The organism is Lamprocystis purpurea DSM 4197, from assembly GCF_000379525.1.
GTDB lineage: Bacteria > Pseudomonadota > Gammaproteobacteria > Chromatiales > Chromatiaceae > Thiodictyon > Thiodictyon purpureum.
In genome coordinates this window covers 1-12453 of sequence record NZ_KB902452.1, presented here as the reverse complement: position 1 = coordinate 12453, position 12453 = coordinate 1, and the positions used below count along the sequence as shown (strand labels likewise).

The following is a 12453-nucleotide window of genomic DNA, read 5'->3' as shown; positions in this document are numbered from 1 at the left end:
ATATCGTGTTGTTGCGGATCCCCACCGGCCGCGGCGACGACCAGCGCCAGCGCGCCGCGCGGGTAGCCGCGGTCGCGGGCGGCGCGGCTTAGGCCGCCGCCTCCGGTCCGGCATCCTCGACGTCCTGATCGACGACGACCAACCCCTCGCCCGTTTCGGCCTGCACCTCCGCCGCCTTGCCCTGGCGGTCAGCGGAGGCGCGGGCGCGCCGCTCCAGATTGATGATCTCGCGGCCGATGCGCAGCAGGCGCACGCGCCACGCGAAGCAGCCGTTGACGCGCTGCTTGCTGGTCAGGGCGCCGTTGAGCCACAGGGTATCGATCATGATCATCAATTGATCGAGCGACTGAATCAGAGCCGTGTATTGGGCCATCTGGGGCGAGTGAACATGGACGGTCAGGGTGCGCGGGGCCTCATACCGCGGGACGCGGGTGACGCCACGCTGGGTGCGTAATACCGTCAGCTGTTCCTGTTCGCTACTCATCGCCTGTGCGAACGAGTGGATCAATTCGTTGACGATCGCCTCGACCTGATCCATCTCATCATCATCCCCGATGATGCGCAGGATCACGTCGATCGCGTAGAGGGCGGAGGAAACACGGAATAGCCCGCGGTCGATCAGGCGCTGGGCGTGATCGGAGTGGACGGTGATGTGCTCATCGAACACCGGGCGGCTGAAGCGGCGTCTGGACTCGGGGCGGGGGGTGGCCATGGGTGGTTGCGGAACCTCAAGCAGTCGATCGGGACCCCAGGGTAGGGCGCCGCACAGCGCGGCGTAAGGCGCTGAAGGTGTCAAAAAACTGGGCCTTTGCGGGAGGTTGCCGGGGCGCCTTGGGCGCCGGCGAAATCGGTTGCAAAGTGCCGCGCGCCGCGCTACAAAGGGACGACGGCGCTAGCTGGGCGCTCGAGAAAAACAGCCATATCGAGTTCGATCCCATCTCACAGCGCCCGCGGAGCCGCCCGGAGTGCGCCTTGCGACCGCCATACAAGACGCATTGACCGCGGTTCTCTCTCAATCCCTTGCAGCGCTTGACTGCGTGCGGCGGGTTCTACGTTTCAACCCAACGGTTCGACGCGGCACCGCTGACGGCCATCAGCCGGCGGCGCGATCAGCGATTCCCTTGTCCCCTGCGATTCTTGCCACACCTGCGTGCCTCTTGGTGCGCAGCGGACAGGTGAATTGTGCGTTCTCCCTGCGTGAGAACGGCTATGACGCTAGCTGGGCGTCTTACAAAAGCAGCCAAACCGATATCGAAATCTACCCCACCGGGGCATCACTGCCCCAGTGGGTACATGGTGCCCCTCCATGTCCCGTCGGAGGAAAATCATGTCCAGTCGAGGCGTCAATAAAGTCATCCTCATCGGCAATCTCGGCAACGAGCCGGAGGTGCGCTATACGCAAAGCGGCGATGCGGTGGCCAATGTCAGTATCGCTACCAGCGAGTCCTGGAAGGACAAGAATACCGGTGAAGCTCAGGAGCGCACCGAGTGGCACCGCGTGGTGATCTTCGGCAAGCTCGCCGAGATCGTCCAGCAATACCTCCACAAGGGTTCCAAAATCTATGTGGAAGGGCAACTGCGCACCCGCAAGTGGCAGGACAAAGAGGGACAGGACCGCTATACGACCGAGGTCTACGTCGATCTCAGGGGCACCATGCAGATGCTCGACGCCAAGCGCGCGACCGAGCCGAACGCGGCTGGTGCGTCGGTTCCTCGCCCGACGCGCAACGAGCCCCCACTGCCTGCCCAGGACAGCGGTATGCCGTTTGAGGATGACATACCCTTCTGAGTCAATGATCTAATCGCTACCCCACATCCGCGGGAGACTCATTCTCCCGATTGGAGAGGTGTGTCTCCTCGGGTTTCCGACCCTCTGGGAGACACCACGTGACCGATCTATTGATAGCTTTCTTCGGCGGAATCGCGGTTGCCGGCATCGGGTTCATACCTCTGTGCCGCCGGCTCCATGATCGAATGGTACCGCAGCAACTGCGACCACGGGACTGGTCCGCCGAGTTCGACGAGCCTGCTTACTTGCGCTCGACCCTCGCCCGACCCGTCATCAAGAACCGCCGGCTGTGGGACATGCTCGCGCAGTTCCATCAAGAACCCGCCGAGTAAGACCCCCGGCCATGGATGGCCCGCGACAACCCGACTGAACCCTCCAGGGAGCATACTGACTCTCTACGGGGGTGGTGTGTCTCCCTGGGGTGCACCCGCAGGAGACACTCATGACCGACTTCTCGACCAAGGTCTGGGCAGAAGAGCGCCAGATCGTCGTTAACGCGATGCATTTCACGCTCGTCATCGCCCTCGACGACCGCAATGACCCGCCCTGGGAACAGGCAGACGGCCACGGGCCGGTATCGGACTGGACCCGGCGCGAGAAGCGCCCCGGCGAGCGAGTTCTTCACCGGGACCGCACCTTGCGGCGCTACTACGACGTGGCCACGGCCCAGCGCATCGCGCTGCGTGAGCGCTGGGGCGCGCACCGACCGCCGGTCGGGCGCCCCCGCGTCGCCACGCGGCTCCACGGCGCCACGTGGTGCGACCGCGCAACGGTCGCGCGGCTCCAACAATGGCTCACGGCGCGCTTCGGCACCAAGCCGCCGAGCGTGCGCATGGTCGCCGCCCAAGCGGTGGAGGAGGATTTCCAGTACCTACGTGCCTGGTGCAACAACGCCTGGGGTTACCTCGGCTACACGGTGACCTTGCTCGATGAGGAAGGGCGCCCGACGGTCGAGAACGACGCGTGCTGGGGCTTCGAGTCCTGCGACGACTACATCCTGAGTGCGGCGAAGGACGCCGCTGCGGTGATCGCGGAGCGCGTCCGCACGTCACAACACGAGGCTGTCCGAGCCGAACAGCGCGCGATGTTCGATGCATGGGAGATGGCCTGCACGTAACGAAGTTCAACCAACGCCGGCCAGGCCGGCATCAAAGCAACCCCTGGGGAGCATACCGACTCCCTAAGGGGGTGGTGTGTCTCCCCGGGTCGTCAACCCGACGGAGAAAAACACCATGGCCAAGAGAAACAACACAAATCTGGTGCCAGTCAACGGTACCCAAATCGCCGACCGGCTCGCCGTCCCGGCCGCCGCGCTCGCCGAACTCGGCCTCGACGCCGGAACCTGGAAGGTACTCACCGAGAGCATCTTCCCATCGGCCAAGACCGCGGAAGGGGTCTTGCTGGCCGTTCGTTATTGCCAGGCCCGTGGCCTGGACGTGATGAAGCGCCCCGTCCATGTGGTCCCGATGTGGTCGAAGAGTCTCAACCGCGAGGTGGAGACCGTCTGGCCAGGCATCGCGGAGGTCCAGATCACGGCGGCCCGGACCGGGCTCTGGGTGGGGATGGACCCCCCGAAATTCGGTCCGGAACGGACCCGTGCATTCCAGGGAAAGTCCTGGAATGAAGATGCGCATGGGTATGACAGCTACGAGGTAACGGTCATCTATCCGGAGTGGGTCGAATTCACCGTCTACCGACTCGTGAGTGCGACCCGTTGTCCGTTCACGGAGATCGTGTTCTGGGAAGAGACCTATGCCCGAATCAAGAAAACTGAAATGCCCAACGAGATGTGGCAGAAGCGTCCGCGCAGCCAGTTGATCAAGTGCGGCAAGGCGGCGGCGTTGCGCGCGGCGTTCCCGGAAGAGGCTGGGGAATACACCGCTGAAGAGATGGAGGGCAAGGCCATCGAGGTCGAAAGCACACCGTTGCATGTCCAGGCCAGGGTGAGCGAGGCAGACGCGGTGATGGTCCCGGCGTCCAAACTGGACGGCGAGTCCAAAGCGGCGCCAGCGACGACCCGACTTCCGGTCAACGAGGCTGCGAAGGATCAGGCCCCGGCACCCGACGGTGATCCGACCGTTGCACCGGCGGCTGAGTCGCCGCATGACGCGGAGCGGGAGCAACTGCTCGATGATCACATCAAGGCACACGTGGCGGCACTCATCGCAAGAGCCCTTGCCAGCGGCGCCTGGGGTTCCGCCGAAGAGTATGCCCGGACGCGCTTTAGCGGCGACCACCTGGCCTACGCGCTGCGGGAACTCGGCAAGGCCGCTGCGGCGGCAGTCGCCAAGGCGCGGGCAGTGGAGGCCAAGGCCGCCTGAGTGCGGCCGTTCACCAAGGACGGCGACTGCACGCCCATTCTGAAGTCCAACCCATCCGGGGCACCTGCGGCCCCCTGGGGACCGGGTGCCCCTTACGTTCAGGAGCACCAGACGATGAGAGTCATCGACATCCGCCAGCGCAGCCCCGAGTGGTTGCGCTGGCGCGAAGGCGGCGTCACGGCCTCGGAGGGCGCCGTGATCCTGGGGCGCTCGCCCTACAAGACGCCCTGGCGTCTGTGGGCCGAGAAGACCGGGCTGGTCCGCCCGGAAGACCTTTCCAAGAACCTCTTGGTGCAGCGCGGCATCGCCATGGAGGACGAGGCCCGCCGCGCCTTCGAGCAGCGTCACCGTACCTTCGTGCTACCGCTGTGCGCGGAACATGCGCAGTTCCCAGCCATCCGCTGTTCGTTTGACGGGATCGACGACGAGGGGCATCCCGTGGAGCTGAAGGTCCCGTGGCGCACGACCTTCGCTGAGTTGGTCGCCACCGATGAAGAGGCCGCGACCTTCAAGCTCTACTGGGTCCAGGTCCAATGCCAGATCGCCGTTGCTGGTGCGCCCAGTGGCTGGCTGGTCTTCGACCCCTGCCTCCGGGGACAGCCGCCCTTGGAGTACCAGATCGCACGTGATGACAGCTTCATCAACGGGACCCTGATCCCCGGTTGCCTCGCCTTCTGGGAGCGCATCCAGAAAAAGCGGGAGCCGCCCCCCGACCCGGTGCTGGACATTTTCATCCCCCAGGGTGAAGACCTTGCCACCTGGGCCGTCCTGGCGCGTGAGTACCGGGAGCTGGCCGCCGCGAAGGCGACACTCGATGCGCAGGTCAAAAAGGCCAAGGCCAAGATGGACGGGATCGAGGATCGGCTCGTCCCCTTGATGGGTGCTTTCCTCCTGGCGGAGACCGCCGGGATCAAGGTCCTGCGCTACAGCCAGCGCGGCGCCATCGACTATAAGGAGGCGTTGGCCGAGGTCGAGCCGAACATCGAACCGGCCGAGTTGGAGCAGTACCGCCGTGCCTCCGCCGAATGCGTCAAGGTGACCGCGCTCAAAGAGGACAAGGCGACGGTGCCCTTCACGGCGGCCCCGGTCGAGACTCCCGGTCAGGAGGGCGAAGCGCAGCAGGGCTTCTTCTTCTGACCGTGCCCGTGGACACCAGCCCAGGGATGGGCGGGGCCCGCACAACCGCCGCACCACCGACACCCCGGGCCCCGGCCCGGCGGCTGTCCCGTAGGGGCTCTTCACAAGAGCGTCCCTAGTGGACAACCGGATTGCGCTAGGTCCATGTCGGACCTGGCCATGACGCTAGCTGGGCGTCTCATAAAAACAGCCAAACCGATTCCTCATCACACCCCACCCCGGGAGACCTGCGCTCCCTCCGGGGGACCGGTGTCTCCGCGGGCGCCAACCCCCTCGGAGATAGAGCATGGCAACGACCTTGACACAACGATACGAGGTGGCGACCACCTTCGGCGTGCAGGCCCGTCCCGGCCTGGAAGTCCTTGGGTTCGCCGACGACACCCACCCCCAGATCCCGGTGCGCAAGCCCTATGTATTTCGCAACGAGATCCTGCGCGATGTGCTCGCCTTTCTGCACGACGTCAGCGGGGACGGCATGTTCCTCACCGGTCCCACCGGATCGGGCAAGACCAGTCTGGTGACCCAAGCCGCCGCCCGGCTCTGCTGGCCGGTGCAGTCCGTCACCTGCCATGGCCGGATGGAACTCAACGCCCTGGTGGGCCAGTTCATCCTGGTCCAGGGCGAGACCCGCTTCATCCACGGTCCCTTGTCGGTCGCGGCACGCGACGGACACATCCTGATCCTGAACGAGAGTGACCTGATGGACCCGGCCGAACTCGCCGGGCTCAACGACATCATCGAGGGGCAGCCCTTGGTGATCGCCGAGAACGGGGGTGAGGTCATCCGGCCGCACCCGAAGTTCCGGGTGTTCGCCACCGGCAACTCTGTGGGCGCGGGGGACGGCTCGGGCCTCTACCAAGGGGTCCTGCGCCAGAATCTGGCCTTCATGGACCGCTTCCGCGTGGTCCAGGTGGGCTACCCGGAGCCGGAGATCGAACAGCAGGTCGTCCAGCAGGCCGCGCCCAAGCTCCCCGTGCTCATCATCGACAAGATGATCCAGGTCGCCGGAGAAATCCGGCGGCTGTTCGTGGGCGACCACGAGGGCGGCGGTCCGGAGCTGACCGTCACCATGAGCACCCGGACCCTGGTGCGCTGGGCGCACCTGTCGCTCACCTTCAAGGGCGCCCCGCAGGTCTTCGCGTATGCCCTGACCCAAGCCCTGACCGCGCGGGCGGAGCGGGACCAGAAGGAGGCGATCCACCGGATCGCCGCGGATATCTTCGGCGACTACTGGGAGCCGAAGCCATGAGTGGGAAGACCTATGCGCTGTTCCGCTTCACCCATCCGGATGGCACTGCCAAGGACTGGGCCTACGCGGAGATGGGCAACGGCGCCGGCCTCTACGAGGTCCGTTGGGGCAAGGAGGGCCACTTGGTGCAAAACCAGGTCGGTCTGACCCGGGCGACCATCAACAAGCGCGAAGCCGAGAAGCTGGGCAAGGGGTACCGGTCCGTCGGGCAGGTCCTGATCGGCAGCGACGGGGAGGTCAGACCCGTGCCGTGGCGGCAACCGTCGTCCCCGGCACCGCAACCCCTGCCTAAACCCCAACCGAAGAAGGTTCCCATCGACCTGGCCGCCCTCTTGGGCGGGTTTGAAAACGGGTTCTATTTCTAACCGACTCACCCAACCGCCAACCGCGGCGCCCGTCTCGCCGCAGGGCGGCGTGCGCGTCGCGATTTGGCAAGGCGCAATCATGCACGTCATGCAGAGAATCACCGACCAGCTCACACTGGTCTGTCTCGATGTCCGCATCTGGTCCGGCCGCAAGAAACTGCGCGCCGAGGACCTGAAGTTGGGAACGGAGATGCCCCCCGAGGAGCTGGTCTCCCTGGGGTCAAAAAGGGTCTGTAACCCCGAGGCGCTGCGGGTGTTCCACCGCGTTAAGAAGGCCGCCGAGCGGGCCTGCCTGCTCGTCGGTACTCGGTTCCTGGGCGGCTTTGCCGTGGCCGCCGAGCACGCCGAGGCCGTCGCCGACAAACTCGACGCCCTCAAGTCGGAGTTCGACGCCGAGACCGGCAGCTTCCTGTCCGGGTACAACGCGGCCCTGGAAGACTGGATCACCAGCCTGCCGCAGTGGGAGGCCCCGATCCGTCGGGCGATCGAGCCCGTCAATGTCGTGGGCGGTCGGATGAAGTTTGGCTATCAACTCTTGTTGGTTGGGCCGGCCGAGCGACCCGGAACCCTGGAGGAAGAGGTCCAGGGTCTGGGCGACAGCATCTTCGCCGAAGTCGAACAGATGGCACGGGAGCTTGATGAGAGCTTCTTGGGTAAGGAGAAACTCCACCGCCGGGCGCTTGGGACCTTCGTAAAGATCCGCGAGAAATTGGCCTGCCTCGCGTTCGTGGACCGGCGCATCCAGCCGGTCGTGGACAGCATCGACGACTGGTGCGCCCGGCTGCCCCTGGAAGGGCCGATCGAGGGGGCGATGTTCAACGAGGGATATGGACTGGCCATGCTCCTGGGGGGCGCCCAGAAGATGGCTCGCCATGGGGCGGGGCAGTTGGCGATCCAGCATGGACAGACATCGAGCGACCAGGACGATGCCGTAGAACCAGGTGCCCAGTCGCCGGCAACCGCGCCGAAAGCGCCCGTGATCGCGTCTGCGATGTCTTACGAGGAGGATCTGGACGCCGTCTTTGGGATGGCCCCGCCCGCGGTGGAGACCATGGGCGAAGACCTCGAACCGTTGGCTGTGGCGGGTGCCATGGACGTGACCGACCGAGTCCTTGAGGGCCTGGTCGATCTGGCCCGTGGACCAGTCCAGCCGACTGAGGAACTGGCAGTGGAAGATCAGACCTTCTTCTTTTGACCAGCACGCGGTCGAACACCCCGGTGTTCAGACCGACTTTCATAACCCCCTGGGGCGCCTGTCGCCCCACCGGGGTCGGTGCGCCCCGTTTGCAGTGAGGAGCGCACCATGCAGAACACGATCCATAACGCCCTTCCGATCGTTGCGGCCGCCTATGGCCGCAAGTTTGGGGTCCAGGTGCAAGTCGGGGGAACCCGGGCCTTGACCAATGGGAAGACCATTCGGATCCCGCACATCAACGACAGCCCCGTCGCCAAGACCCTCGCCTGGGGTTACCTGACCCACGAGGCGGCCCACGTCCGCTATACGGACTTCACGGCGTTCAGCGAGACGGGGAGCCAAGGCGCGCTCGTCAAGCACGTGATGAACGTCCTGGAGGATGTGCGGATCGAGGCCGCGATGATCCGGACCTACCCCGGGACCGCGACCACCCTGTGGGCGGTCGAGGCGTTTCTGATTCAAGAGGGACATAACCGGCCAGTGCAGCCAACGGACCAACCCGTTCAGATCATGGCGGGGTTCGTCTATACGCACTGTCGTCGGCGCTTCCTGCGCTGGGATGGCCTGGATGCCATGGCCCGCCAGGATGAGCAGGTACTGCGCAAGACCTTTCCCCCGACTTTTGTCCATCGGCTGCTGGGGCTTCTCACCGAGGTGCCAAGCCTGGACAGCACCAGGGCCGCCGCCGACCTGGCCCAGCGCATCGTTGCGTTGATCCAGGAGGAAGCGCAGGAGCCGCCGCCGCCCTCGCCGGGGTCCGCTGAGGACTCGAACGAACACGACGACCAGGAAGACGACGGCGATGATCAGCCCCCGCAGAGTCAAGGCGACGATGCACAAGCCGGTGGCGCACTGCCCAGCGAAAACGACAGTGCTGCTGGAAACGGGTCCGATGAGGACGCAGACACGGGAGACGAGGAGGGCGCCGGCCCTGGCGCCGGGCCGTCCGGTGACAGTGGCGAGGACGAAGGTGAAGGGTTCGATGGGAGTCAGGATCAGCGCCCCGGGACGAGTCACGACGCCGCTGAGGACAGCGGCCCCGCCGAGCACGCCGGCAACGGCACCGGTGACGAAGGCGACGACGGGCGCGAGGCCCTGCAGGCGGTGCTCTCAGCCGGGGAAAGCGATCTGCCGGAAGACCCCTTCCAGGCCGTCACTGAGGCCCTGAGCCGGCAGGCGACGGGCCACTCAACCCTGCTGCTGCCCATCCTGGAGAACTACGAGGGCCACGTGCTCCAAGGCCAAACGGCACTCGCCCGGGTGCGGTCGGAGTCCGCGAAGCTCACCGCCCGCCTGCAGGGGTTGGTGCAAGCCCACACGATGACCCAGACCAGGACGGTCCGGCGTGGACGCACGTTGAGCGCGAACCACCTCCACCGGGCCGCGGTCGGCGACGATCGGATCTTCGCGCGCAAGGATCGCCGCGCGGCACCCAACACCGCGCTGCACCTGCTCGTGGACCTCTCGGGGTCCATGCAGGGCTATCAAGATCAGATCGCATTGGATGCGGCAATGGCTCTGGCGCTGGCCTTGGAACCGATGCGCGGTGTCTCGTGCGCCGTCACGGCGTTCCCGAGCCGTTATGGGTTTGCTGATCAGGTCACCCGGATCACCTCCCATGGCGACCGCCTGCAGGCGCGTGCGGGTGCGTTCGTCCAAGGCGGGCGGGGCGGTACCCCGATGACCGGCGCCCTGTGGTACGCCGCGGCGGACCTGCTGGCGCGCCAGGAGGAACGCAAGGTCATCATGACGCTCACGGACGGTGGCCCCGATGATTGGAGCAGCACCAAGGAGATGGTGGACCGTGCCGGTGCGGCGGGGCTGGAGATGATCGGCGTGGGCATTGCGACCCAGGTCGCGGGTCTCTTCCCGGTGGCCATTCGGATCGAGACCATTGCTGACCTCAAGGGGCAGCTCTTCGGGATCGCGGAACGGTTGCTTCTCGTGTAAGAACCGATAAGCCAGAGAGAACCAGGTTCGGCAGTCCCTTGCGGACTGTCCGACCTGGTTCGGGAGGCGTGCTGGCCATGGGTTTTCCCGCTCGAAGCGGAAGAACGCATCGCCAGCATGACTTCTTCGGTTCTCCATGCGGAGACCGAGATCACCGCCAGCTGGGCGGAATAGTAAGAACAGCCGCAACGACGACCAACCCGCAACCCCAACCGGGAGCATGGCTCCCCGCGGGGTGGCCTGTCTCCTTATGAGCATTAGAAAACATGAATATATCCGAAGAGATCGCCGGCCATATCGCCACGGCCGTGCGGACCCTCGCGACGACGGCGAGTAGTCACCTGGGTACCGACTGCATCTGGCACGCCATGGCCTGTCAGCACCTACTCGCCCGCGAGGGCATCGACGATGCGCGCCTGGTGGCTGGCTATGCGGCCTGGCGCGTCGACGGTCATGACCCCGGCGCAGTGGTGTGTCACCACGTCGAAGGCTCCGCAGTGGCCGCCGGCTCCGGAGGATTCCTGTTCCATGCCTGGGTTTCCTGCGGGAACCAGGTCTTTGATGCGACGACCTATCAGTTTCGCGGGAAGCTGGCTGAACTCGATGCGGCGGACGGCGGGCGGACCACGGTCACCTGGTGCCCGCAGTTCCTCCTGGTGGACCGCAAGGACTGCAAACCCTGGCGGTCGGTACGCGACGGCGTGCGCGCCGGGCTGTTCTGTTACGAAGCAATTCCGACCATTGTCGAGCAGGTTACCAGTCATCCCGATACCCAATTGGATGCTGAGGGGATCGCCCTGCTGGAGCAGGTGTATGAGCGCGTCAAGGACGGGAACAAGCTCGTCGTGATCGGCCCGTGTGGCGTTGCTGCCACCGAATAACGTCAAACCAGTTCGATAACCCCCACGGGGAGACAGCCTCCCTGATCGGGGAACGTGCGTCTCCCCGTCAGCCCAATGAGGTGAGACGTGAGCAATAACAACTGCCAGCACGCCTGGCGTCCGCAGGATGACCCGGACCCGCTCGACTATGACCAGTCCATGGCTGCCGGGGTCAAGCCATGATCGTCGCCGCGCACGAAGCCAAGGGCATCGGCTGTCCGCTACGCACGATCAGCCGCCGGATGACCATGGATGAGCTCACCGCGGTCTATCAGCCCGGTCAGCTTGGCAACGGCACCATTCCCACAGTCTCCACTTTTGCGCCGTGCCTGCATGAGCAGTGCATGGCGTGGCGTTGGGAAGATCCGGGAATGGATTCGCGCAAGATGCCGGATAGCTATCGCGCAGATGACGGACCCAGAGGCTATTGCGGCCTCGCCGGGAGCCCTCTTAGTCTGCTCTGAATCCACGTTCAATCAATCCCACCGGGGAGGCCGCCTCCCCGATGGGGAGCGTGCGTCCCCCCATGTATGCGGAGAGACACATGACACCAACGAACGGGGCCGAGACCATGGATCGCCCCCCGGCCCGCTATTGGCTGCTGATCATGGAGGGCGATCTGGAGCCCTGCGTGATCGGTCCCCTGGACGAGCCCGATGTGCTCGTCAGGGCGAGGCTGCATCGCGCCAGCGACTGTTCCGCGGGAGACGGCCTCTATGCGATCTCCCTGGATGCAGAGGGAAACCTGCGCGTCGAGACCTTCGCGTATGCCGAACTTGAGCCGCAGGAATAGCGCCGCCCACGACTGCTAAGCCCACGGGCCGCACGCCCTAGCGCGGCTATGCGACCCAACTGACCCCCATGGGGAGACTCGTTCTCCCTGCGGGGGAAGGTGCGTCTCCCCGATTTGACTAATCCAGGAGACCATCATGGCCAAACAACTTTCCCTATTTGCAGAGGATGCGGACGACGCCGACCGCCGACCGGCTCTGTCGCGCACCGACCGTGATCTGGTGGCGAAAGCCATTCGGTGTCTGGAGGCGGTGTATCTGACCAAAGGAGACTGCCTCACCAGTCCGAAAGAAACCCGCGACTACCTGAAGCTGAGACTCTATGGTCTGCCCTATGAGGTGTTCGTGTGTCTGTTCTTGGACAATCGGCACCGGGTCATCCGTTACGAGGAGTTATTCAAGGGCACCATTGATGGGGCAAGCGTGCATCCCCGGGAGGTCATACGCCGGGTGATCGAGACTAGCGCCGCGGCCGTGATCTTTGCCCACAACCATCCCTCGGGGATTGCCGAGCCTAGTCAGGCGGATCTTCGTATCACGCAGCGGCTCAAGGACGCGCTCGCCCTGATCGACGTGCGGGTCCTCGATCATCTGATCGTCGGCGAAGGGGATGCCACCTCGCTTGCTGAACGGGGATTGCTCTAACCCGAAGTTCCCGCCTGGAAAACGCGATATTCGACTGATATTTCAATATTTTTCGAAAAATTTTGGTGCAAATGCCTGGCTACATCTCGATCGCCTTGATCAGCGCCAGCGCCTCGCGTTGCTTGGCGTT

The 12453-nt window shown here is 64.9% G+C and carries 14 protein-coding genes; 13 read left to right on the top strand and 1 reads right to left on the bottom strand.

The features are described from left to right. Window positions 1–88 precede the first annotated feature (88 nt). On the bottom strand, window positions 89–712 hold the full coding sequence (locus A39O_RS0108490; protein WP_020504242.1) for a hypothetical protein: 624 nt from the start codon (window positions 710–712) through the stop codon (window positions 89–91). Between the two features lie 615 nt (window positions 713–1327). On the opposite strand from A39O_RS0108490, the gene ssb reads away from it, so the two are divergent. The 13 genes from ssb (at window position 1328) to radC (ending at window position 12323) form a co-directional block, all read left to right on the top strand. Continuing rightward, window positions 1328–1789 (top strand): single-stranded DNA-binding protein, encoded by a 462-nt coding sequence (gene ssb, locus A39O_RS0108485; RefSeq protein ID WP_020504241.1) that lies wholly within the window; start codon window positions 1328–1330, stop codon window positions 1787–1789. Between the two features lie 98 nt (window positions 1790–1887). After that, window positions 1888–2121, top strand: coding sequence for a hypothetical protein (locus tag A39O_RS40605; RefSeq protein ID WP_157639859.1), 234 nt, complete (start codon window positions 1888–1890; stop codon window positions 2119–2121). 110 nt (window positions 2122–2231) lie between these two features. Further along, window positions 2232–2906: a hypothetical protein gene (locus tag A39O_RS36390; protein WP_157639857.1), complete on the top strand. Its 675-nt coding sequence runs from the start codon at window positions 2232–2234 to the stop codon at window positions 2904–2906. A gap of 115 nt (window positions 2907–3021) precedes the next feature. Next, window positions 3022–4110 (top strand): phage recombination protein Bet, encoded by a 1089-nt coding sequence (gene bet / locus A39O_RS0108470; protein ID WP_020504238.1) that lies wholly within the window; start codon window positions 3022–3024, stop codon window positions 4108–4110. Between the two features lie 114 nt (window positions 4111–4224). Then, complete coding sequence (locus A39O_RS0108465) at window positions 4225–5247, top strand: YqaJ viral recombinase family nuclease (RefSeq protein ID WP_020504237.1); 1023 nt, start codon at window positions 4225–4227, stop codon at window positions 5245–5247. A 286-nt stretch (window positions 5248–5533) separates the two neighbouring features. After that, window positions 5534–6496, top strand: coding sequence for an AAA family ATPase (locus tag A39O_RS0108460; RefSeq protein ID WP_020504236.1), 963 nt, complete (start codon window positions 5534–5536; stop codon window positions 6494–6496). Continuing rightward, window positions 6493–6861, top strand: a complete 369-nt coding sequence (locus tag A39O_RS0108455; protein ID WP_020504235.1) for a hypothetical protein — start codon at window positions 6493–6495, stop codon at window positions 6859–6861. Before A39O_RS0108460 ends, A39O_RS0108455 begins: the two co-directional genes overlap by 4 nt. An 88-nt stretch (window positions 6862–6949) precedes the next feature. Next, complete coding sequence (locus A39O_RS32675; RefSeq protein WP_169338426.1) at window positions 6950–8056, top strand: DUF3150 domain-containing protein; 1107 nt, start codon at window positions 6950–6952, stop codon at window positions 8054–8056. 108 nt (window positions 8057–8164) lie between these two features. Then, window positions 8165–10006 (top strand): cobaltochelatase CobT-related protein, encoded by a 1842-nt coding sequence (locus A39O_RS0108445; protein ID WP_020504233.1) that lies wholly within the window; start codon window positions 8165–8167, stop codon window positions 10004–10006. Window positions 10007–10272: 266 nt separating this feature from the next. Beyond that, window positions 10273–10887 carry a hypothetical protein gene (locus tag A39O_RS0108440; protein ID WP_020504232.1) on the top strand — a complete coding sequence of 205 codons (615 nt, stop codon included), beginning with the start codon at window positions 10273–10275 and terminating at the stop codon, window positions 10885–10887. 179 nt (window positions 10888–11066) lie between these two features. Then, window positions 11067–11351 carry a hypothetical protein gene (locus A39O_RS0108435; protein ID WP_020504231.1) on the top strand — a complete coding sequence of 95 codons (285 nt, stop codon included), beginning with the start codon at window positions 11067–11069 and terminating at the stop codon, window positions 11349–11351. Between the two features lie 80 nt (window positions 11352–11431). Continuing rightward, window positions 11432–11680 carry a hypothetical protein gene (locus A39O_RS0108430; protein WP_245561838.1) on the top strand — a complete coding sequence of 83 codons (249 nt, stop codon included), beginning with the start codon at window positions 11432–11434 and terminating at the stop codon, window positions 11678–11680. A gap of 136 nt (window positions 11681–11816) precedes the next feature. Next, on the top strand, window positions 11817–12323 hold the full coding sequence (radC, locus tag A39O_RS0108425) for a RadC family protein (protein WP_020504229.1): 507 nt from the start codon (window positions 11817–11819) through the stop codon (window positions 12321–12323). Window positions 12324–12453: the final 130 nt, after the last annotated feature.